The sequence below is a fragment of the Pseudomonas sp. NFACC02 genome (assembly GCF_900110765.1).
In the GTDB taxonomy this organism is placed as follows: Bacteria; Pseudomonadota; Gammaproteobacteria; order Pseudomonadales; family Pseudomonadaceae; genus Aquipseudomonas.
This window is the reverse complement of record NZ_FOEO01000005.1, coordinates 104,531-125,923: the sequence shown is the minus strand read 5'-3', so window position 1 is coordinate 125,923 and position 21,393 is coordinate 104,531. Positions and strand designations below refer to the sequence as shown.

Below are 21,393 nucleotides of genomic sequence, written 5' to 3'. Positions count from 1 at the left end.
ATGCCAAAAATGACACTGGAAGAATGGGCGACAGAGCAATTTAAAACGCCCCCCAGCATGAATACCTTGCGGACCTGGGCGCGAGAGGGCCGGATTTCTCCGACACCGGTCAAACACGGCAAGCGCTATTACGTCGACTCCGACGCCTGCTACCGTGAACCTGATAAACAAGAACGAATCCCGCTCGGCGGGAGCCTGATCAGTCGTATAGAGAGTGCTCGTCATGGTGCCAAGGCCGCGTAACCAAGGATCAAAAGACCTGCCTCCGAATCTCTACCGGAAGACAGATCGCCGTAACGGGATCACCTATTACTCCTATCGAGACCCCGTTACCGGCCGGATATTTGGCCTTGGCAAGGACAAGGAAACCGCTATCCGTGAGGCGGTGGCGGCTAATTACGCCGATGTGTTGAAGCCTTCACTCGCAAGCAGACTGGCAGAGCCTATCAAGGAGAAGGGCCGCACGTTCGCTCAATGGATGATCGAATACAAGGCCATCTATGAAGATAAGGACCTGAGCTCAAGTACTAAGCACAACTTCAAGAGCCGGAGTAAACGCCTTGAGGACGCCTTTGGTCACCTGGAAATTAAATGTGTCAGGACAATGGACGTGGCCACGTTTCTGAACGGCATTACGAAGGACGGGAAGGCTCACATGTCCAAGGCATTGAGGTCGTTGCTGCGCGATGTATTCGTTGAGGCGATCGCTGCAGGTTGGTGTGATCTAAATCCGGTCGATGCCACCAAAGCGGCTCGAACAAAAGTGAAGCGCGAACGACTGAGCCTTACCCTGTGGAAGGCCATGCACGCAGAGGCTGACCGACCTTGGTTGAAGAGAGCGCTGGAACTTGGCGTTCTGACCGGGCAACGGCGTGAGGACATCAGGGAAATGCTGTTCAAAGATGTGCACGACGGCTTCTTGCATGTCATCCAGTCCAAAACAAAGGCGCGGGTCAGGATCAGCACAGAGTTACGCCTGGAAGCAATCGGCCTCGACTTGGCAACAGTTATCAAGGAGTGCCGAGGCAGAACTCTTTCGAAACACCTGATCCACCATGCGAAAAGTATTGGTGGTCACACTAAAGCCGGCGCGCCTCTCAAGCTGGACACGTTGACGAATGCGTTTTCTGAACTGAGGGACCGGGCCGCGGCTAAGCACGGCATTCCAATCAGCGACAGCCCGCCGACCTTCCACGAGATGCGATCGCTGGCGGCTAGGCTTCACGAGGCCGAAGGAAGAGATGCACAGAAATTGCTTGGGCACCGGACTGCCGCGATGACCGATCTGTACAAGGACAGCCGAGGGGCCGAGTGGATCGACGTCGCGTGACCGACGTTGAGTTTTGGCGGGATATTGGGGAGGTTTTGGGGAGGAATTTCTAACCCATGAAATCAAGGGTTTACGCTTCCGATGTATCTTGGAAGAGGACACACCGTTGATCCTTGACCGGTCACTGCACATTGGCGACCGCTCACTGACCATCTATCACTGGATCCTGCCTTTCCGCGACTCGCTCGGAAAGGTGCAGGGCATTATCGGCGGCTGGATAGACATCAGTGAACGACGCGAGTTGATCGAGGAATTGCAGACCGCCAAACAGCAAGCCGATGACGCCAACCGGGCCAAAAGCACATTTCTCGCCACCATGAGCCACGAGATACGCACGCCGATGAATGCCGTCATCGGGATGCTGGAGCTCGCGCTCAAACGGGCGGATCAAGGTCAGCTCGACCGGCCCGCCATCGAAGTCGCCTACAGTTCGGCCAAGGACCTGCTGGAATTGATCGGTGACATTCTCGACATCGCCCGCATTGAATCCGGACGCCTGACCTTGAGCCCCGAGCGAGCCAATCTGCGTCAGCTCGTGGAGTCGGTTGTCCGGGTATTCGACGGGCTCGCGCGTCAGAAGAGCTTGACCTTGCAACTGGATCTGGACAGCCGGATCAACGTCGACGTGCTGATCGATCCACTGCGCTTCAAACAGATTCTGTCCAACCTCATCAGCAACGCGATCAAATTCACCCAACAGGGCCAGATCCGCATCAGCCTGCAGGTTGAGGACGCGCCCCATGAGCAGCAGATCCGCCTTGAAGTCATCATCCAGGACAGCGGTATCGGCATCACCGAAGAGGACCAGTCGCGCCTCTTCGCTCCTTTCGCGCAAGCTGACAACAGCGGTCACCTCGCCAGAACCGGCGCAGGGCTCGGCCTGGTGATTTGCCGTAGCCTGTGCGAGATGATGGGCGGCACGCTCACCCTTAGCAGTCAGCCGGGCCAGGGCACCCAGGTTCGAATGTTGTTCGAACTGACGTCCCTCGACCCCATCTCCAGTCTGGCGCCCGTGCGCGAAACCGAAGAGCCCGCCTCGGCAACGCTGGACATCCTGGTGGTCGACGATCACCCGGCCAATCGCCTGCTGCTGTGTCAACAGCTGGGCTTCCTGGGTCATCGTTGCGACGTCGCCGAACAAGGTGCTCAGGGGCTGGAGCGCTGGCTGGCCCGCCCTTTCGATCTGGTGATCGTCGACTGCAACATGCCGGTGATGAATGGATACGACCTGACCCGGGCCATCCGTGCCCACGAGCGTGAGCACGCGCAGGCACCGTGTACCGTGCTCGGTTTTACCGCCAATGCCCAGCCAGAAGAGACGCAACGCTGCCGGGACGCCGGAATGGACGACTGCCTGTTCAAACCGATCAGCCTGACCGCGCTCAACGACAGACTGTCTCGAGTGAGCGCCAGACCGGGGAGCCAGCACCCAACCGCAGACGCGCCTGCGTTCGACATGGCAAGCATCGTGGCATTGACCGGTAATCGCCCCGAGATGATTCAGCACCTCATCAGTCAGTTGATCACCAGCAGCCGGGATGACGTCGAAGAACTGCGCGAGGTGAGCGCGCGAGGCAGCACCGGAGCGATCAAGGACGTAGCGCACAAGATAAAAGGCGCGGCGCGAATCATCAGCGCTTCCACCGTCATAGACCTGTGTGAGCAACTCGAAGAGGCATGTGACGCCACCGCATCAGCGACGATCATCTCGTCCCAGGTACAGGCGCTGATGACGGCGATGGCCGCGCTCGAACAAGGACTGTTAAAGCACCGGCTGCCGGCAAGCTAACGTTTTACGGGCGGTCCAAATGTGAAAAAGGGAAGCAGGCTCATCGCCTGCTTCCCTTTTTAGCAACGCACCTGCGATCAGACAGGTTTGTTGATGGGCTTTTCCGGGTACCAGGCGTCCAGCAGCGGGCTGACTTCGACCTTGGTCAGCTCTTCACGAGCCTTCAACCAGTTCTCAACAGTCGCGCGTTGCTCTTCAGTGACCGAACCACGGTTTGCGAGGCAGACCAGACCGAAGTCATCGCCACCGACGTAATCCAGACCGTTGGCATCCATCGCTTCTGCCAGGAAGGCGTCGAGGAACGCGTCGATCGCCATGTCGTCCAGGTTCTCCTTGAACTCCAGGTTCAGTTCAAAACCCAGCTCCTGGAATTCATCCACGCAGAGTTTTTTGCGCAGACGGCGGGAACGGTTAGTCGCCATGGAAACATCCTCAAAAGTAAATATCGGGCGGCACTCTACCAGCTTGGGCGCACAAAAGCCCGAAACCGGCGCTATTGGCCGACGACGCAGCCCAGAAAAACGTGTTTTAACGTGCCAATCCGGCGGCATTTAAAAAAATAGCCGGATTTGACGCCGGTCCCCCGGCGCAAGTCACGAAAGCTTGGGGCATAATGCCGCTTTGTGAGGTCGCCATCTTTCAGCCCTTCGGGCACGGAGATTATTTTCGGCTTCCTGTTTTCACGTCACGAGGGAATCCATCCCCTCATGTACTCCCCTCTTCTCGCAGTAGGGTTTTAATGAATGATCAAGTCTTTACGTCCACTGTTTCTCGCCACCCTGCTTCTGCCGATTTCACTCTCTGTTACTGCCGCTCCGATCAACACCGCCCTGCCTCCCAAGGTTCAAGCAGCCCTCAAGGCGAGCAAACTCGATAACAACGCCTTGTCGCTGGTCATGCTGCCTGTCACCGGTCCCGGCACCCCCACCGTGTTCAACGCCGACGTTTCGGTTAACCCTGCTTCGACCATGAAGCTGGTGACCACGTACGCAGCGCTGGAAATGCTCGGGCCGACCCATCAGTGGAAAACCGAGTTCTACACCGACGGGACCCTGAGCAACGGCGTGTTGCGCGGCAATCTCTACCTTAAAGGGGGCGGAGACCCCAAGCTGAACATGGAGAAACTCTGGCTGCTGATGCGCGACCTGCGCGCCAATGGCGTGCAACAGGTCACGGGCGATCTGGTCCTGGACCGCAGCCATTTTGTTCAGCCGCAGTTGCCAGTGTTCGATGACGACGGCAATGACAAGAACAAGCCGTTTCTGGTCCGCCCGGATTCATTGATGGTTAACCTCAAGGCCCTGCGTTTCGTGACCCGCAACGACGGCGGCAAGATACTGGTGTCGGTGGAGCCGCCTATTGCGGCGATCCACATCAACAATCAGGTCAAGGCGCTGTCCTCGAACAAATGCACAGGCGATGTGCTGTACAACCCGGTCCCGGATGCCAATGGCGGCGTCACAGTGACGGTATCGGGTCAGTTGGGCGATGGCTGCAACTCGCAGACCTATTTGTCGCTGCTCGATCATCCGACCTACACCGCAGGCGCCGTGCGCGCGATCTGGCAGGAACTGGGCGGCACGATTCTCGGCAAGGACCGTCTGGATGTCGTGCCTGGCGGCGCCAAATTGCTGGCCAAAGCCTATTCGCCAGACCTGGCCGAGATTATCCGCGACATCAACAAATTCAGTAACAACACCATGGCCCAGCAGTTGTTCCTGAGCCTGGGGTCGGAGTTTCGCAACGAAGCCGACGGCGATGATGCGAAAGCCGCGCAGCGCGTGATTCGGCAGTGGCTCGCGAAAAAAGGCATCATCGCGCCGCATCTGGTCATGGAAAACGGCTCAGGCCTGTCCCGTGCCGAACGGGTGAGCGCCCGAGAGATGGCACAGATGCTACAAGCCGCGTGGAACAGTCCATACCAGGCGGAGTTCATGAGTTCGCTGCCGCTGGCTGGCATGGACGGCACCATGCGCAAGCGCCTGAAGCGGACCGCTTTGCGCGGCGAGGCGCACATCAAGACCGGCACCTTGAACACCGTCCGTGCGATCGCCGGCTTCAGCCGCGACAGCAACGGCAACACCTGGGTCGTCGTCGCCATCTTGAACGACCCACGTCCCTGGGGCGCGTCGTCAGTCCTCGATGAAGTGCTGGTGAGCATGTTCAATCAGCCAAAGCTGGCCAATACCGCCATCTCGCTGCAGCAGTAGGCCTCACGCTCCCTGTGCGCCACTCGCGCGCACTCGAGCGTTTCTGACAGGGATGTCATCCACGCCTCGTGCGGGCAGCGCTAAGCTCAGTGCTCGTCAATCCACAGAGGACTGTGCCCTTCATGAAAACAACCACTGTCAAACGCCTGCGTGACACCTTTCTGATTTCGAGCCTGCTGGTGTCGTCGATGATGCTTGCAAGCCCGTCGCAGGCCGAGGACGCCAAGCCAACCCGGGTACGCGGCGCCATTACCGCCGTCGAGGGCAACCTGCTCAAGATTCATAGCAACCGGGGTGAGGACCTGCAGGTCAACCTGACCAGCGACACTCAGGTACGCGGCGTGACGCTTGCTCAAGTGTCGGACATCAAACCGGGCAGCTACGTCGGTTCCGCCGCGATTCCACAACCGGATGGCACGCTCAAGGCCCTCGAAGTCCACGTCTTCCCGCCAGAAATGGCTGGCACGGGCGATGGTCACCGGGCATTCGATCTGGGTAAGGACAGCACCATGACCAACGGATCGGTGGGCGATCTGGTGACGAGTAATGGCCGCACTATCACAGTGAACTACAAGGGCGGGCAAAAGAAGATCGTCATCCCGGATGACGTGCCAATCGTCAATCTGGTGCCGGCGGACCGAAGCCTGCTCAAGCCTGGCGTAAAAGTCGTGCTGCAGGCGAAGAAAGCCGACAACGGGGCGCTGAACGCCCTTTCGATTTCCGCAGGAGAGCATGGCGTGACGCCGCCGATGTAAGGAGGGCAACGTCACGGGTCAGCAGGAGCGTCGACAGCCGGCCGATGGCCTGGCGGCTGCATTCATTCGCGGGAATCACGATCATGCGATACGCAGACATCGGCGTAGCATGACCCCGCGAATAAACATCATGTGCCTGGAGGGATGATTACAGGCAGGTGGCCAATACGGCACCGCGCTGGTCGACGGCCTTGGTGCCTTCTTTCGCGTAGAAATTGATCGTCGTGGACGCACCTTTACCCATCACGTCGGCGAAGTATTCGCCTTCAGTGGTATAGACGGTGAATTCGCCCGGGTTGCCTTTGTCCATGAATACATCGGCCACGTCACCGAACAATTGCACATTGGCCCAGGTCACTTTGATGCATTCAGCGACCGCAGCGGCTGGTTTCTGGCTGGAATACACCTGCGCCGGGCCCGTCGAACGCGTGTGATTCAAGCTCATGCAACCCGCCAGCATGACCAGCGCTACAGCTCCCGCCCAGTGTTTCATGACAGTCCTTTCGATAAAAAAGGAGCGATAGTAGCAGCAAAGGCCAGGCGCGGCGCTGGCAGGTGCGTCGATTTACAAACTGTCAATCATCGGGCTGCGCGGCAGGCGCCGCCGGAGCAGCCTTGCCTCCCTTGCCGGGTTTCCCGCCCTGCGCTGTCGATTTAGGTTCGGCGGCGGGTGGAACGGGCGCTGGGGCGGCGGCCTCTTTCTCGGCCATCGGCATCTGGTCGATGGTGCTGAAGATTTCCTTGGGATCGATGTTGCCCTTGTGGTCGATCTTGGTTTCTCCGTCCTTGCCGACCAGAATCACCTGCGCTTGATCGCCCGGCCGGGCGCCCAGCTTCAGGTCACGAATCAGCGCCATGGTTGACTGGGCGTCCATGTCTTTGCCGTTACGCTGGCCGATCATGTTGACGATCGTATAGAGAACCATGCTGCGTTTGGCGAAAGCCTCTTTATTGGCTGGCTCGTCAAGGCTCTTCTTGAGGCTCACCAACGTCGGATCTACCGAGCTCGAGGCAATGATGATCAACGGGCGAGTCCTGCCCCGCTCCTGGCCCAGCGGGGTATCACTGTCCGCCGCCAGCAACGGGCTGGACACGGCAAACAGAATAGCGAGGGTCAGTGACCGACTTAACATACGCACCTCCTTTCGATAACCATGCACTGATGATCGCGCATCGTGGCAAAAGGTCCAGTCGATAGCTTGAAAAATCAGGATTTTTTTCTGAAGCACGGGCGGAAAAAACGCAGGAAAGCCGTGAGAGGACCGGCACGGTTGAACGTGGGCGATGAGTATGAGGAGAAAATAGCGGCCAACAAAAAAGGGCGAATCTTTCGATTCGCCCTTTTTTAGACCGCCCAGCAGAGCGGATTTGTTTGGTAGGCGCGATTGGACTCGAACCAACGACCCCCACCATGTCAAGGTGGTGCTCTAACCAACTGAGCTACGTGCCTGCTGTGGGTCGGCATTCTACGGATATTCAGAGGGGTGTCAACGTCTTTTTTCCCACTAACCCTATGAATATGCGAATTTTTTGCAGCCGCCCATGCTTGCCAGGAAAGGCAGCGTCAACCGTGCACACGCCGCCCTGTGCTTTTCGCCTCCTATACTGAAAAAACCGCCGGGCGACACGCTGATCAACGTCGGCGAATCCATGACCCCGACACCTCCAAGGGATGGCCATCGTGAACGTGCGCGCCGAAATGGAAGAGCAACTGCGCAACAGCCTCTATGCCGCGCTCAACGAGAAGAAGCGCACCCTGATCGACAACCCGGTGTTCGGTGTGATGGCCGGGGTATATCACGTAGCGGGTCAGATCGAAGGCAGCCTGGGTGACGCCCCTCTGCTGCCTTCACCGCTGTACCGCGCCAGCACATCGACGGCACGTTGAGCGTGACTGCCGCTGGTCGCCATGATGGCACTATGTAGGAAGTTTGACGGCCCAATGTGCAGTTAGGACCAAAGACATGGAGATCACCTGATGAACAGATCACTGGCCGCATTGGCGCTGGGTTGCACGCTCACGTTGACTTCACTGGCAGCCGTCGCAGGCTCCACCTCACCCGACATGGGTCCCCCGCCGTCGCAAACCGGCCTCGACCCGAGGACGCAGGGCAACGATATCGAACGGCAAGGCACTGACATGGACAAAGGCGACCCCGCCATCGGCATTCGCCGCGGCATGAACACGGGCGCTATGAGCAACGGCACTGGCGGCAGCAATGAGGTTGACTTGCCAGGAGGGGAATCGACCGGAGGCGGCTCGACGGGCAGCGGGTCGAAAGGCTCGTCAGGCGGAGCCTCCTCGGCGGGTGGCGCTGGGGGCTAAAATCGAACAGCGGGCGATCCTGTTACCCTCGATAATCTTTTTCGGAATGGCTACCGCTCAAAACCGACAGCAGGTCGCGTATCATCACGCGTCTGTTATAAAGCGCTGTTAATCAAGGAGTGGGGCGGATTCGGTGCTGCCCCGCCCTTTCGGTTTTGAGGAAGATGACCGTGGGAATAAAGAAATCCGCGCTGGAGCTCAAGCGCGATCTGAACGCGATTGCCGTCAACCTGGAAAGCACGGCTGGCGAGATCAGTCGCCTGGCCGAACGCGTCAAAGACGTGGACGTGGTCGCTGTGCTTCACCTGATGAATCAGCAGTACAAGGACGCAGACCGATTGCGCGCGTACGTCGACGAGATCAAGTCCGGACGGATCACACGCAGCAAAGCAGAGTGATTGCGCGTCGCATGACGCGAATCGACATGAAAAAAGGGCTGCCCTTTCGGGTCGCCCTTTTTTTGTCACCGCCCAGCAGAGCGGATTTTATCTGGTAGGCGCGATTGGACTCGAACCAACGACCCCCACCATGTCAAGGTGGTGCTCTAACCAACTGAGCTACGTGCCTGCTGTGGATGGGCATTCTACGTATATTCAACAGTCTGTCAACCGCGCCGTTTCTATAACCTCATGAAATACCTGATCTTTTAATTACCCTGCTCATCAAGTGGCATATATCTAGGACACTTTATCCTCTAATCCCGCTGGTGGCGGCTTTTTATCTCAGGTAGGATCGGCCCATTCGTAAAATATATTAGACAGGGCTTTCAGGATGACCAACACCGCATACCCGCAGTCCTATTACGCTGCGTCCGCTAATCCCGCCCCTGCTCGTCCGGCGCTGCATGGTGAAGTTGAGACTGATGTGTGCGTCATCGGCGCCGGTTACACGGGACTGTCGAGTGCCCTCTTCCTGTTGGAGAGCGGCTTTAAGGTCACGGTGCTGGAAGCTGCCAAAGTCGGCTTTGGCGCATCCGGTCGAAACGGTGGACAAATCGTCAACAGTTACAGCCGCGACATTGACGTGATCGAGCGTACGGTCGGCCCTCAGCAAGCGCAGCTGATGGGCAGGATGGCTTTCGAAGGCGGTCGTATCATCCGCGAGCGCGTTGCTCAATATCAGATTCAATGCGACTTGAAAGACGGCGGCGTATTCGCGGCGATCACCGGCAAGCAGATGAGCCATCTGGAGTCGCAGAAAAAACTCTGGGAGCGCTACGGCCACACGCAGCTGGAACTAATGGATCAGCGTCGAATTCGCGAAGTGGTGGCGTGTGATCAGTACATTGGCGGCATGCTCGACATGAGCGGCGGCCATATTCATCCGCTGAACCTGGCGCTGGGCGAAGCAGCCGCCGTGGAGTCGTTGGGCGGCGTCATTTACGAGCAGTCCGCCGCGATTCGCATCGACCGTGGCGCCAATCCGGTGGTCTATACGGAGCACGGCAAGGTCCGCGCGAAGTTCATCATCGTTGCCGGCAATGCCTATCTGGGTAATCTGGTGCCGGAGCTGGCCGCGAAATCGATGCCATGCGGCACACAGGTCATCACCACCGAGCCGCTGAGCGAAGAACTGGCCAGCACACTGCTGCCTCAGGATTACTGCGTCGAAGACTGCAACTACCTGCTCGATTACTACCGGCTCTCGGGGGACAAGCGCCTGATCTTCGGCGGTGGTGTGGTCTATGGCGCGCGCGACCCGGCGAACATCGAAGCGATCATTCGGCCGAAGATGCTCAAGGCATTTCCGCAATTGAAGGACGTGAAGATCGATTACGCCTGGACCGGCAATTTCCTGCTGACGTTGTCGCGTCTGCCCCAGGTGGGGCGACTGGGCGACAACATCTACTACTCACAAGGGTGCAGCGGACACGGCGTCACGTACACGCACCTGGCGGGCAAGGTGCTGGCCGAAGCCCTGCGCGGACAGGCAGAGCGTTTCGATGCGTTCGCCGGCCTGCCGCACTACCCCTTCCCGGGCGGACAACTGTTGCGCACCCCGCTGACCGCGTTGGGCGCGTGGTACTACACCCTGCGGGACAAGCTAGGGTTTTGAATCGAGATGCGAAGTAAATAACGCGCATCCTTAATGCGCGTTATTGAGCGCCTTGACCGCTTCCCCTGCCGCCTGCTCCTGTCCGGCCTGGGCCAGATCATTGGCAGCCTTGAGCCAGCGCTCCCGATCGACCGGCACCGGAAGCTGACGAGGGCTTTGCACCAGCACGGCCCAATTCCCGGCGTTGTTCCAATCCGAGGTGAACGCTTCGAAGCTCTCGGTCAGGCGACCCAGCCCGGTGTAGATCAGCACGGTGCGCTTGTTCTGGTCGAAGCCCACCAGCACACCGTAGCGTTGGTCCTTCCACCACATCGAGCCCTCGGAGAACCGCAGCAACACCGGGTAGCCCGCAGACACTTGAGCCAGAAGGTCGGGAAACTGCTGATCGACGGGGTATACGACGAAACCGTATTCGCGTGCCAGATTCGCCATGTTCTGGTCCAGCTTTTCTTCAGCGCCGGGCAGTTTCAACGGTTTCTCCAGCAGCCCTGGCGTCGTTTGTACGCCGTGTACGCTCAGCATGCTCGCGAGCGCGAACGGTCCGCTTTGATAGGCCTTGCCCCTGAAGAAGGGCACTGAGTTGATCTCGACGCGATCTGGCAGGCGCTTGTATTGGGCCGGAACGCCGGGTTTATAGGCGTGCGGGTCTGCGCAACCGGCCAGGGCGAGTACCATGCCCAGCGCCAACCATTTCCTTTTGGTTCCAGAGACATCCGATCGAGACATTCTTCACTCACTTGTCAGGTGCCGGGCAACCCACGACCCAGCCTGGACGCCGATCATAGAGCCGCCAACGCCCCGGGTATACCCTCAGTACGCAGTCAACGCGCGCCGATAGAACAAATCAGTCGTGCGATTCATACCATTGGTCAATTTTCAGCAACAACCGGCGTACTAGACTGTCGGTTACAAAGAGACGAAAGCGAAGAAGCCGGAGGAACCCATGAGCCTCGGAATGACCCTTGTGATGTTGATCGTTGGCTGGCTGGCGGTTGCCGCGGCCATGCTGTGGGGGGTGCTGCGAATTTCGCGCCGCCATCATCCGCAATACCGGAGTCCCGATGCAGCGAAGGCAGCACATACCGTGGACCGTAAACATCGTCACGCCACCGCGCACTGACGACTGCCTCTTTCTTAAAAGCGCCATCAAAAAAAACGGTCGGTGATGAACCTCATCCCCGACCGTTTTTTATTTACGCGCGCTGTCAGGCTTTTTCTGCTTGAGCCTCGGCTTCGAGGCGCCTTTGCCGGGCGCGTCGTACCAACATGTTCAGGACCTCGATCAAGGCAGAGAACGCCATGGCGGTGTACACATAGCCTTTGGGTACGTGTGCGCCAAAACCCTCGGCGATCAGCGTCATGCCAATCATGATCAGGAAACCCAGCGCCAACATGACCACGGTCGGGTTGTCATTGATGAACTTCGCCAAAGGCTCCGAGGCCACCAGCATCACGATCACGGCGGAAATCACGGCGATGATCATGATCGGCAGGTGTTCAGTCATGCCGACAGCGGTCACGATGCTGTCGATGGAGAACACTAGGTCCAGCATCAGGATCTGACCAATCGCAGCGGCCATGCCCATGACGACGGTGTTGGATACCGCTTTCTCTTCTTCGCTCTTGATGTCGACACTGTGGTGGATCTCGGTCGTCGCTTTCCAGACCAGGAACAGGCCACCGGCAATCAGGATCATGTCTTTCCAGGAGAACATCTGGCCGAAGACTTCAACCACCGGCTCGGTCAACTGAACGATCCACGCTACGGTGGTCAGCAGCCCCAGACGCAGGATCAGCGCCATGCTGATACCGATGCGGCGCGCCTTGGTGCGCTGATGGACAGGCAACTTGTTGGTCAGGATGGAGATAAAGATCAGGTTGTCGATACCCAGTACGACTTCCATAACCACCAGGGTCGCCAAGGCTACCCAGGCCGTGGGGCTTGCCGCCAATTCGAGAAGATATTCCATATAACGATTGTCCAGGTTCAGTTGGAGGAGATAAGCCGGCAGTTTAGAGAGACAAACACTTCAGTAAAATTCGTATTTTTAAGGCGTATACTTCGTTTTTTACGAAGTATTCAACCTCTAAGTGAAGACAGATGCTCAATTACCGACAACTGCATTACTTCTGGGTGGTGGCCAAAACCGGCAGCATCGTGAGGGCGTGCGAGCAGTTGAACCTGACACCCCAGACAGTGAGCGGGCAGGTCAGCCTGCTGGAGCAGACCTACGGCGTGGAGCTGTTCAAGCGCGTCGGGCGCCAGCTGGAGCTGACTGAAACCGGTCGCACCGCCCTGCCCTATGCCGAGCAGATGTTTCAACTGGGCGGCGAGCTCGAGGCCTTGCTGCGCGCACAGCCGGAAGAGCAGCAGATCCTATTTCGCGTGGGCGTCGCGGATGTCGTGCCCAAATCGATCGTCTATCGACTGATCGCGCCTACGATGACGCTGAGCGAGCCGATACGCATCACCTGCCGGGAAGACCAACTGGAACGCCTGCTGGCAGACCTGGCCATCCAGCGCCTGGACCTCGTTATCTCCGACAGCCCGATGCCGTCGCACCTGGACATCAAAGGGTATAGCCAGAAACTGGGGGAATGTGGGGTCAGTTTTTTCGCGACCCGCACCCTGGCAGCGACGTATGGTCAGAATTTCCCCCATGGGATGCAGGGCGCGCCCCTCCTGATCCCCGGCCAGCAGACGGTCGTGCGCAGCCGCTTGATGCGCTGGTTCGCCGAGCAGAACGTGCAGCCGAAAATCGTCGGTGAGTTCGATGACAGCGCGTTGATGAAGGCATTCGGCAAGTCCGGGAGCGGCATTTTCATGGCGCCCAGTGTGATCGCGGATGAGGTAATGGAGCAGTACGACGTTGAGCTGATCGGGCAGACCGACGCGGTGACCGAATCGTTTTACGCGATCTCGGTGGAGCGCAAGGTCAAGCACCCCGGCATCGTGGCCATCACCGAGGGCGCACGACGCCAGTTGTTCACCGACTGATCAGGCGCCGCAAGCAGCGGATCTTGGCTTGGCCGCCATCAGCAACAGTGCCAGCAGGATCGACAACAGAATGATCCCGGCAGCCGCGAAGCCCAGACTGGCCAGACCCAGGTGGTCGATGACCCGACCGCCAATGATCGCGCCGATACCAATGCCCAGGTTGGCCCCGGCAATGTTCAGCGACGCGGCGAAAGCCGGGGCCTGGGGCGCAGCCTTCATCAAGCGCACATGGCTGACGAGGAACAAGGCGGCCTGCGTCACGCCCCATACCGCAAGGGCCAACGCCAGCGCCGGGAGGGAATGCATGCTGGGCACCACCATGACCATCCCGCCAATCATGAACGTGCAGAACGTCAGGCTCGCAATCAGCGGATGGCGATCCACCAGGCGTCCGCCCAGGGAGTTGCCCAACAGGCCCACGGCACCGAATCCCATCAAACACCAGCCCACGACAGTACCGTTGAAACCGGCCAGACGCTCGAGCATGTCCGCCAGATAGGTGTACGCGGTGAACATGCCGCTGAACACCAGAACCGATAACAGGACATGGCCTTGCATCACCGGACTGCGCAGGATGCGGAACTGGCTGCGGAACGATGCCTGATCCTTGTGCACACTCTTGGGCAGATAGATGAACAGCAGCAGGGCTTTGGCGAAGGCCACCACCGACAGGATCGCAAACGCGCTGCGCCAGCCGAACGCATCGGAGATCAGCGTACCGACCGGAATGCCGAATACCGTGGCGCAGACGATGCCGAAGCCGATCTTGGCAATCGCACGTCCGGCGTGGTCCGGTCCGACAATGTCAACCGCGGTCTCGCTGGCCAAGGCCCAGAACACCGGGAGGCCGAGCGCCGGTATCAATCGGGCAATCGCCATCACCCCGATGTTCGGCGCTATCGCCGCCACCGCATTGGCGACCCCGAACATGATCAGCACCGAGATAAACAGCCGCTTGCGCTCGAAGCGCGAAAAGTACGCCGTCAGGAAGGGGCCGAAACTGGCCACGGTGAACGCGAACAAGGTGACCAGCAGGCCGGCCTGGGGGATTGTCACGGCCAGATCGCGAGCGATGGCGGGCAACAGGCCGACAATGACGAACTCCGTGGTCAGCACCGTGAAACCGGCCGCCGACAACAGATAGATGGGGAAAAACATTAAAACTCCAGAACGACAAAACGACCCGTCAGTGAAGAGAGGTCGGTCAGGATGACAAATAGCGGAACGCAGAGGGTATCAGAGTCAGGCACCGAGCGGGCCGGCGACTCCAGAGCAGTGAGCATAACCGCCGCCTGAAAAGGTTCAGACGGCGACGCCGTTCAGACGTTCAGTCCGGGCTGCCGGGACAGCCGGTCAGAACGAGCCCATGTAATCACGCTTGCCGACTTCAACGCCGTTGTGGCGCAGCAGGTCGTAGGCGGTGGTGACGTGAAAGAAGAACTGCGGCAGCGAGTAATGCAGCAGGTAGTTCTGGGTGCTCAGACGCTTCTCCTTGTCGGTGCCTGGACGCAGAACGATTTCGCGCTCTTCGTTGCCGTTGACCTGATCAGGCGTGACGGTGTCGAGAAATGCCAGGGCTTTGGACAACAGCGCTTGCAGGTCGGCAAAGGTCGTTTCGGTGTCGTCATACTTCGGCGGCTCAATGCCGGACAGACGCGCGCCTGCGCCCTTGGCGAAATCGACGGCGATCTGCACCTGACGAACCAGCTGGAACATGTCCGGGAACAGGCGTGCTTGCAGCAGTGCGTCCGGCTGGATGTTTTTGGCGGTGGCGTGGGCTTCACCCTTGGCCAGGACAGCGCCCAGCGCGGTCAGCATTTGCTTGAAGACAGGAATCGAAGCGGCGTACAGGGAAATAGTCATGGGCAGTTCCTGATAGAAAAAATTGCATTGATGGGCATGCCGAGCATGCGAACGCGGCTTGTCTTTTACCTCATCCAGCCCCTACCCTCATAGCCTTTTCACCGCTTAGGGAAAGCGCCATGTCAACCGAGCCGGATTTCAACAACAACGCCGAGAACACTGCCGACGGTTCAGACGCGCTGCAACTGAACAGCGTCGAGGTCCGTATACTGGGTTGCCTCATCGAGAAACAGGCGACCAACCCCGAAACCTACCCGCTGACACTCAACGCACTGGTGCTGGCCTGCAATCAGAAAACCAGCCGAGAGCCGGTGATGAACCTCACGCCGGGCCAGGTCGGGCAGAGCCTGCGCGCGCTAGAGAGTCTGCAGTTGACCCGCCTGGTCATGGGCAGTCGCGCCGACCGTTGGGAACACCGGATCGACAAGACACTGGAACTGGTGCCGGCCCAGGTCATCCTGACCGGGTTGCTGCTGTTACGGGGACCACAAACGGTCAATGAATTGCTGACCCGCAGCAACCGCATGCATGACTTCGAAGACACTGACGCGGTCGTTCATCAACTGGAACGCCTGATCGGTCGCGGCCTGGCGGTCCTGATTCCGAAACAGGCCGGCCAGCGCGAAGACCGCTACATGCATGCACTGGGCGATCCCGCCGACCTGGCGGCCATTCTGGCAGCCCGCCAGAACCCGTCCGAGCGCTCAAGCGGCGGTGGCTCGGCGCTGGCGGACAAGGTAGAAGAACTGGAAGCCAGGATTGCGGCCCTGGAAGAGCGACTGGCCCGACTGGAAGGCTGATCACGCGCCGGCACGTCAGGCGACGCGGGTCAGACGCCCCGCGCAAACGCCGCCGCCGCTTGATACTGCGCTTGCGTCGGTGTGACGCCGGTATACAGGATGAATTGTTCCAGCGCCTGGATAGCCGCCACTTGATCGCCCGTAATCAAACGTTTGCCGCACCGCTCGGCGTGGAGGATGAAAGGTGTACGTGCAGGGGTCGCCACGACGTCGAATGCGGTGTCAGCCGCCTCGATGGCCGCCACCTCGAAGGCCAGTGTGTCAGCTTGATCGCCTGCCATTCCCAGCGGGGTAACGTTGACCAGCAACGGCGGCCGTTCACTGCCCAGATCGGCTTGCCATTCGAATCCACAGGTTCGCGCCAGCGCCCTGCCCGCCTGTTCATTGCGGGCCACGATCAGTCCGTCGCTGAACCCCGCATCGCGCATGGCGCATGCCACCGCCTTGGCCATCCCGCCGCTGCCGCGCAGGGCAAACCGCGTGCGTGGCACGTTGTGGGTGTCGAGGAGTTGCGCGACAGCAATGTAGTCCGTGTTGTAGGCCTTTAAATGGCCATCGGTATTGACGATGGTGTTGATCGAGTCGATGGCGGCCGCCGACGCATCCATTTCATCAACCAGGGCAATGCTCGCTTCCTTGAAAGGCATGGAGACGCCGCACCCACGGATTCCCAATGAGCGCATGCCGGCAATGGCGGCGGGCAGGTCGCTGGGCGAAAAGGCCTTGTAATAGAAATTGAGTCCCAACTGTTGATACAGATGGTTATGAAAACGCACGCCGAAGTTACCCGGACGGCCGGCAAGCGACATGCACAACAGCGTTTCCTTGCTTGCAGTAACAGACATGAAATCTCCTGAGCGGTATTAGGTAACGTCTTGAGAAAGGCGTAGAATTCAGTTGCTTGCGCCTGTTCACGCAGCAACGGTCATTATGTTGTCGAATACCTTACACAAAATTTACGCAACGGCTTCGCAGATATTCCGGAATTCGTTGTCTGAGTAGTTATCCCGTGGCAGTGCCTGAGCGTAACGCAGGCTCGCGACAACGGGACTGAAGATCGAGGATTAGTCATGATTCGTCACATCCCCAAGGTTGCCTTGTTGTTAGGTGCCCTCGCCCTCGCAGGTCAGGCTGAAGCCCATGGCGGCGGCCCAGGCTGGGGTGGGGCTGCGGTCATTGGCGCAGTCGTCGGCGGCGTGGTTGGCGCGGCAGTGGCTTCCGGTCCTGTTTATGCTGCACCGGCTCCGGTTTACGCAGCCCCTGCACCTGTTTATGCGGCGCCCGCACCGGTTTATTACGCGCCGCCACCACCACCGGTTTACTACCAGCCAGCTTATGTGGTTGAACGTCCAGTCGTGTATGGTCCCCGCTACTACGGCCCTCGTTACTATGGCCCGCCACACGGTTATTACCATGGCGGCGGTCGCTGGTAACAGCGCCCACGCCATGACAACGGTCGGTCGTCAACCAACAGTCTGAATACATGACCCCGCTAACAGGCGGGGTCATTGTTTTTCAGGCCGTGCGTTCGGGTATTCCTTGAATATCGATAACCGTCGGGATGAAAGAAGTTTCATCTTCCGCACCACAGGCGATCACTGCGATGTCACAGGTCGCGACCAGAACAGTCATGATCGTTTGGAATCTTCATACTCGTGATGGTTGCACTTACTGTTGCCGCTGGATCAGTCATCGTTAAGAAGGGATGCCCATGCCGACCCAAAACCCGCATCGCGCCACCGGACTCTGCACCTCAAGCAAGGTTTACAGCGCCCTCACCGAACTCAAGAGTCTGGAAGGCCATCGCACCGCCAAGTTCGTGTCCCTGCTGACGCAGAATCTGGTGGAAAAAGGCCTGCTGTCCGAACAAGAAGTGATCGCCATGCTGGATCAGGTCGTTGACTGACGGTGTGACACGCTCAGTGTTGAGCTATTCGTCAGCACGGACATTTTCTGAAGTCAGCGACAGGTAACCGTGTGACACCCGGCACATCCTCAGGTGGGGTTCTACCAAAAACCTGACCTCTGGCTCATCAATGACGACTATCGAGCGCAGTGATTTCCTGCACGTTGTCATCGCGCCGTAAAGTAGCCCCATAGATTGATGGAGGCACTTATGACCAAGGTTCAAATCATGTCGGTCGTTGGCAGCGCAGTCCCCGCCCCGCTTCGTGAGCGTGGTCTGCTGGCGTGCTGGTACCTGATGCAGAACGGCGAGCCCGTCAGTGGTCCACTCCTGTCCTTGCCAGCCGCACAAGCGCTGTCACAGCAGATGGAAACCCGCAAACTCGATAGCTGAAACCGAATTCGCTCTTCCTCCTGGAATCGTGCGTTGCTCCGCACATCCCTTTAGCCCGCCTCCCTTGACGCGGGCTTTTTTTTTCCCTGGACTTGAGCGCTTGTCTTCAGATTCTCTCGGCTTGAGTGGCGTTAACCTGGCAACGGTGGGCCAACTTCTGCAAGCGCTTTTCCAGTGCGCCCAGCACCACACGGTCGGAGCGGCCACTTTCCAGTTCTTCGATCATCTCATTCGCCACCAGCCGCAGCTCATGAGCAATGACCACGCGATCGTCGTTCTGGTCAATCTTGTGCGACTCGAACAGACGGTGCAGGTAATCCTCCAGCGTGCGTTGCAGGCGATGGCGATCCGACGCGCGCAGATGAACGAGGTTGACCGTGATTCTGGCCAGCAGCTCATTGAGTTCGCCGCACAGGTATTGCATGCGCCGGGCATAGCCGGTTTCGCGGTCACGTAGCTGTTTCTGCTGCGCTGCCAGCTCCTGACGACGTTGAATCGCCGGCACCGCAACGGCCATCATCAGCCCGACGATCAAGCCGATCGCCTGAATCCAGCCCGCCCAGTCGGAAGGTCTCACGAACAGGCCAGTGACAAGCAAGAGCACCGCAACGATCGCCGCGACGAATACCAATGCGGCGTAATCCTTGCTGATAAACCCTTTGGGCATTGCGCAACTCCTAGGTCAACGTTGAGTGATGAGCATCGATGGCGTGGAATGCTAATGGGTGACCGGCTGCAGTGCCATGAATATCGAAGCCACCCGTTTAAATACAGGCTTTTTGGATCGTTGAGCTGAACGAATGCCATACAACCTGCTTTTATTACTTAAACCGCCTGCCCACCCCATCGACATACTTGGAAACATGCTCCTAAAATGCGCCGATCTTGTTGTTGCTCTTGATAAAAGAGCTACCGTCCACGCTGTCTTCATTCATAAGTGAGCTTTGCTCTTGAAAATTCGCGCAACCCTTATCAGCCTATTATTTGCACTTACAGGCTCCGCACTTTCCACCTGTGCGCTTGCGAACCAACCCGCTGCTTTCAACCGTGACCCCGCCAATCTTCACCTGGCATCCGGCAGCGCGATGATCACCGACCTGAAAACCGGTCAGGTGCTGTACTCGAGCAATCCGGACGTGATCGTGCCGATTGCTTCGGTGACCAAGCTGATGACCGCCATGGTCACGCTGGACGCCAAGCTTCCCATGGACGAGATGATCAAGGTCGACATCTCGCAGACCCCAGAAATGAAGGGGGTATTCTCCCGGGTCAAACTGGGCAGTGAACTCAATCGTCGGGACATGTTGCTGATTACCCTGATGTCCTCGGAAAACCGTGCGGCGGCGAGCCTCGCTCACAGCTATCCGGGCGGCTATCCGGCGTTCATCAAGGCCATGAACGCCAAAGCCAAGGCGCTGGGCATGACCCACACTGTCTATATGGAGCCGACCGGCCTGTCGGTGTTCAACGTGTCCACCGCGCGCGACCTGACCAAGCTGGCGCTGGCCGCACGCAACTATCCGATGCTGAGCGAGCTGAGCACACCCCCCGAAAAAACCGTGACGTTCCGCAAGCCGACCTACAGCCTGGGCTTCAGCAACACCGACCATCTGGTCCGCAAATCCAACTGGGACATCAAGCTGACCAAAACCGGCTTCACCAATCAGGCAGGCCATTGCCTGGTGCTGTTGACCAGCATGGCTAACCGTCAGGTGTCGGTGGTGATTCTCGATGCGTTCGGCAAGTTCACGCACTTCGCCGACGCCAGCCGCATGCGTTTGTGGATGGAAACCGGCAAGAGCGGTCCTGCGCCGGAAGTGGCGCTGCAGTACAAAAAGGAGAAGAACCTGATGATGAAGCAGAAAGGCCTTCAGGCGTCCGAGTGACCGGCCGGGCATGAGCCATGGGGTTTGATTCTGATGGGGGGGTGAACACACTCCCCCACCGGATTTAAACAGTCTCGGCCTTAGCCCACTGTCTCGGCCACCACCGCCAGCGTATCCCCGCACTGCACCAGTCCGGGAAAATGCCGGGCGGCGAGCAGGCCGCCGCGACGGGCACGATACTCCACGGGCGCCGCCCCGGTGCGTTTGATGTCGTGCACGCGCGCGATCACCTCGCCTTTGCGGATCTCCTCGCCCAGATCGCGACACATTTCCAGCAACCCGTCATGTTCACTGGCCAGGAAGCAATCGCCATCGGGCATGTCGAGCATCACGGTGGGGCGCCACGCGATGTCACCCTCCACGATCCCCGCATGCACCAGCAGGTTGCGCACCCCGCGCTCGGCAATGGCCACGCTGCGGGCACTGGACGAACCGCCGCCCCCCAGCTCTGTGGTCACGAACACCTTGCCCTGCCGTTCGGCCGCCGTGTCGTACATCGCGCCGGCGTCAAGCTCCAGCATACGCATGCTGTAAGGTGCATTGAACGCGCGCATGGCCGCTTCGCATTGCTCCTGCTGGTGTTTGTCCGGCAACACATGGCAGGCGGCAAATGGCAGGAAATCCAGGGTCCGCCCGCCAGAATGGATGTCCAGCACAATGTCAGCCAGCGGCACCAGGGTCCGGCAAAAATAGTCGGCGATCTTTTCCGTGACCGTGCCATCCGGCTTGCCGGGAAAACTGCGGTTGAGGTTGCCCTTGTCGATCGGCGAGGTACGCCGCCCCGCATGAAAGGCCGGCGTGTTCATGAAGGGCACGACGATCACGCGGCCACTGACCTCGTCGGCACTGAGCTGCTGCGCGAGCTTGCTCAGCGCCACTGGACCTTCGTACTCGTCGCCGTGATTGCCTCCGGTCAACAGGGCTGTCGGCCCCGCACCGCGCTTGATCACGGTGACTGGAATCATCACCGCGCCCCACGCCGAGTCGTCTCGGGAATAGGGCAGCTTGAGAAAACCGTGCTGCACGCCGTCACGCTCGAAATCGACGGAGGCGCTGATCGGGTTGTCGGTCAAATCATTCAT

Annotated in this window: 25 protein-coding genes, 2 tRNA genes and 1 pseudogene; 16 read left to right on the top strand and 12 right to left on the bottom strand. The window is 59.0% G+C overall.

From position 1 onward, the window contains the following. The 3 genes and pseudogenes from BMY73_RS06745 to BMY73_RS06735 all read left to right on the top strand — a co-directional run. Positions 1 to 243: an excisionase gene (locus BMY73_RS06745; RefSeq protein WP_092405931.1), complete on the top strand. Its 243-nt coding sequence runs from the start codon at positions 1 to 3 to the stop codon at positions 241 to 243. Continuing rightward, a complete protein-coding gene (locus BMY73_RS06740) occupies positions 224 to 1,330 on the top strand; it encodes a phage integrase Arm DNA-binding domain-containing protein (RefSeq protein WP_092405929.1) in 1,107 nt (368 codons plus the stop codon). Before BMY73_RS06745 ends, BMY73_RS06740 begins: the two co-directional genes overlap by 20 nt. Before the next feature lie 76 nt (positions 1,331 to 1,406). Continuing rightward, positions 1,407 to 3,119, top strand: a pseudogene (locus BMY73_RS06735) (ATP-binding protein); the annotation flags it as partial. A 77-nt stretch (positions 3,120 to 3,196) separates the two neighbouring features. On the opposite strand, the gene BMY73_RS06730 reads toward BMY73_RS06735, so the two are convergent. After that, entirely contained in the window at positions 3,197 to 3,541 is a 345-nt protein-coding gene (locus BMY73_RS06730; protein WP_062387438.1) for a YggL family protein, read from the bottom strand. A gap of 321 nt (positions 3,542 to 3,862) precedes the next feature. Between BMY73_RS06730 and dacB the strand changes: the two genes are divergently transcribed. Together dacB and BMY73_RS06720 are read left to right on the top strand one after the other, a co-directional pair. Beyond that, entirely contained in the window at positions 3,863 to 5,329 is a 1,467-nt protein-coding gene (dacB, locus tag BMY73_RS06725; RefSeq protein ID WP_092405925.1) for a D-alanyl-D-alanine carboxypeptidase/D-alanyl-D-alanine endopeptidase, read from the top strand. Positions 5,330 to 5,451: 122 nt separating this feature from the next. Then, entirely contained in the window at positions 5,452 to 6,084 is a 633-nt protein-coding gene (locus tag BMY73_RS06720; protein WP_092405923.1) for a DUF5666 domain-containing protein, read from the top strand. Positions 6,085 to 6,232: 148 nt separating this feature from the next. On the opposite strand, the gene BMY73_RS06715 is transcribed toward BMY73_RS06720, so the two are convergent. From BMY73_RS06715 to BMY73_RS06705, 3 genes are all read right to left on the bottom strand, one after another. After that, entirely contained in the window at positions 6,233 to 6,577 is a 345-nt protein-coding gene (locus BMY73_RS06715; protein ID WP_092405921.1) for a hypothetical protein, read from the bottom strand. 82 nt (positions 6,578 to 6,659) lie between these two features. Further along, complete coding sequence (locus tag BMY73_RS06710) at positions 6,660 to 7,217, bottom strand: DUF4174 domain-containing protein (protein WP_092405919.1); 558 nt, start codon at positions 7,215 to 7,217, stop codon at positions 6,660 to 6,662. 240 nt (positions 7,218 to 7,457) lie between these two features. Further along, positions 7,458 to 7,534, bottom strand: a tRNA-Val gene (locus tag BMY73_RS06705). A 231-nt stretch (positions 7,535 to 7,765) separates the two neighbouring features. On the opposite strand from BMY73_RS06705, the gene BMY73_RS06700 reads away from it, so the two are divergent. From BMY73_RS06700 to BMY73_RS06690, 3 genes are all read left to right on the top strand, one after another. Further along, positions 7,766 to 7,972, top strand: coding sequence for a hypothetical protein (locus BMY73_RS06700; protein ID WP_139214127.1), 207 nt, complete (start codon positions 7,766 to 7,768; stop codon positions 7,970 to 7,972). 90 nt (positions 7,973 to 8,062) lie between these two features. Continuing rightward, positions 8,063 to 8,410, top strand: coding sequence for a hypothetical protein (locus BMY73_RS06695; RefSeq protein WP_062387453.1), 348 nt, complete (start codon positions 8,063 to 8,065; stop codon positions 8,408 to 8,410). Between the two features lie 170 nt (positions 8,411 to 8,580). Continuing rightward, complete coding sequence (locus tag BMY73_RS06690) at positions 8,581 to 8,808, top strand: hypothetical protein (RefSeq protein WP_062387554.1); 228 nt, start codon at positions 8,581 to 8,583, stop codon at positions 8,806 to 8,808. Between the two features lie 92 nt (positions 8,809 to 8,900). Here the strand turns inward: BMY73_RS06690 and BMY73_RS06685 are convergent. Continuing rightward, positions 8,901 to 8,977 (bottom strand) — tRNA-Val (locus BMY73_RS06685). A 204-nt stretch (positions 8,978 to 9,181) separates the two neighbouring features. On the opposite strand from BMY73_RS06685, the gene BMY73_RS06680 reads away from it, so the two are divergent. After that, the gene (locus BMY73_RS06680; RefSeq protein ID WP_092405915.1) at positions 9,182 to 10,465 is read left to right on the top strand and encodes an NAD(P)/FAD-dependent oxidoreductase; all 1,284 of its coding nucleotides are present in this window, start codon (positions 9,182 to 9,184) and stop codon (positions 10,463 to 10,465) included. Between the two features lie 30 nt (positions 10,466 to 10,495). Here BMY73_RS06680 and BMY73_RS06675 read toward each other — a convergent pair whose 3' ends face one another. After that, a complete protein-coding gene (locus BMY73_RS06675; RefSeq protein WP_062387459.1) occupies positions 10,496 to 11,191 on the bottom strand; it encodes a hypothetical protein in 696 nt (231 codons plus the stop codon). A 217-nt stretch (positions 11,192 to 11,408) separates the two neighbouring features. Between BMY73_RS06675 and BMY73_RS28265 the strand changes: the two genes are divergently transcribed. Then, positions 11,409 to 11,585 carry a hypothetical protein gene (locus BMY73_RS28265; protein ID WP_162770546.1) on the top strand — a complete coding sequence of 59 codons (177 nt, stop codon included), beginning with the start codon at positions 11,409 to 11,411 and terminating at the stop codon, positions 11,583 to 11,585. A gap of 85 nt (positions 11,586 to 11,670) precedes the next feature. Here the strand turns inward: BMY73_RS28265 and BMY73_RS06670 are convergent, their stop codons facing one another. Continuing rightward, positions 11,671 to 12,435 (bottom strand): TerC family protein, encoded by a 765-nt coding sequence (locus BMY73_RS06670; protein WP_092405913.1) that lies wholly within the window; start codon positions 12,433 to 12,435, stop codon positions 11,671 to 11,673. Between the two features lie 131 nt (positions 12,436 to 12,566). Here BMY73_RS06670 and nhaR point away from each other — a divergent pair, with 131 nt between their 5' ends. After that, positions 12,567 to 13,463, top strand: coding sequence for a transcriptional activator NhaR (gene nhaR / locus BMY73_RS06665; protein WP_092405911.1), 897 nt, complete (start codon positions 12,567 to 12,569; stop codon positions 13,461 to 13,463). Here nhaR and BMY73_RS06660 read toward each other — a convergent pair whose 3' ends face one another. Next, a complete protein-coding gene (locus BMY73_RS06660) occupies positions 13,464 to 14,621 on the bottom strand; it encodes an MFS transporter (RefSeq protein WP_092405909.1) in 1,158 nt (385 codons plus the stop codon). A gap of 195 nt (positions 14,622 to 14,816) precedes the next feature. Further along, positions 14,817 to 15,326, bottom strand: a complete 510-nt coding sequence (locus BMY73_RS06655) for a DUF1993 domain-containing protein (RefSeq protein WP_062387471.1) — start codon at positions 15,324 to 15,326, stop codon at positions 14,817 to 14,819. A gap of 119 nt (positions 15,327 to 15,445) precedes the next feature. Between BMY73_RS06655 and BMY73_RS06650 the strand changes: the two genes are divergently transcribed. Beyond that, a complete protein-coding gene (locus BMY73_RS06650) occupies positions 15,446 to 16,126 on the top strand; it encodes a YceH family protein (protein ID WP_092405907.1) in 681 nt (226 codons plus the stop codon). A gap of 29 nt (positions 16,127 to 16,155) precedes the next feature. Here the strand turns inward: BMY73_RS06650 and BMY73_RS06645 are convergent, their stop codons facing one another. Beyond that, positions 16,156 to 16,971 (bottom strand): shikimate 5-dehydrogenase, encoded by an 816-nt coding sequence (locus BMY73_RS06645; RefSeq protein WP_092405905.1) that lies wholly within the window; start codon positions 16,969 to 16,971, stop codon positions 16,156 to 16,158. Positions 16,972 to 17,196: 225 nt separating this feature from the next. Between BMY73_RS06645 and BMY73_RS06640 the strand changes: the two genes are divergently transcribed. The 3 genes from BMY73_RS06640 to BMY73_RS06630 all read left to right on the top strand — a co-directional run bounded on the left by BMY73_RS06640 (position 17,197) and on the right by BMY73_RS06630 (position 18,425). Further along, positions 17,197 to 17,559: a hypothetical protein gene (locus BMY73_RS06640; RefSeq protein WP_082060937.1), complete on the top strand. Its 363-nt coding sequence runs from the start codon at positions 17,197 to 17,199 to the stop codon at positions 17,557 to 17,559. Positions 17,560 to 17,837: 278 nt separating this feature from the next. Then, the gene (locus BMY73_RS06635; RefSeq protein WP_062387484.1) at positions 17,838 to 18,032 is read left to right on the top strand and encodes a hypothetical protein; all 195 of its coding nucleotides are present in this window, start codon (positions 17,838 to 17,840) and stop codon (positions 18,030 to 18,032) included. Between the two features lie 210 nt (positions 18,033 to 18,242). Continuing rightward, positions 18,243 to 18,425, top strand: a complete 183-nt coding sequence (locus tag BMY73_RS06630) for a hypothetical protein (RefSeq protein WP_062387486.1) — start codon at positions 18,243 to 18,245, stop codon at positions 18,423 to 18,425. Between the two features lie 106 nt (positions 18,426 to 18,531). On the opposite strand, the gene BMY73_RS06625 is transcribed toward BMY73_RS06630, so the two are convergent. Next, positions 18,532 to 19,092 (bottom strand): DUF5336 domain-containing protein, encoded by a 561-nt coding sequence (locus tag BMY73_RS06625; protein ID WP_092405903.1) that lies wholly within the window; start codon positions 19,090 to 19,092, stop codon positions 18,532 to 18,534. A 283-nt stretch (positions 19,093 to 19,375) separates the two neighbouring features. Here BMY73_RS06625 and pbpG point away from each other — a divergent pair, with 283 nt between their 5' ends. Next, positions 19,376 to 20,311: a D-alanyl-D-alanine endopeptidase gene (pbpG, locus tag BMY73_RS06620; RefSeq protein ID WP_371914953.1), complete on the top strand. Its 936-nt coding sequence runs from the start codon at positions 19,376 to 19,378 to the stop codon at positions 20,309 to 20,311. Positions 20,312 to 20,391: 80 nt separating this feature from the next. On the opposite strand, the gene doeB is transcribed toward pbpG, so the two are convergent. Further along, entirely contained in the window at positions 20,392 to 21,393 is a 1,002-nt protein-coding gene (gene doeB, locus BMY73_RS06615; protein ID WP_092405899.1) for a N(2)-acetyl-L-2,4-diaminobutanoate deacetylase DoeB, read from the bottom strand.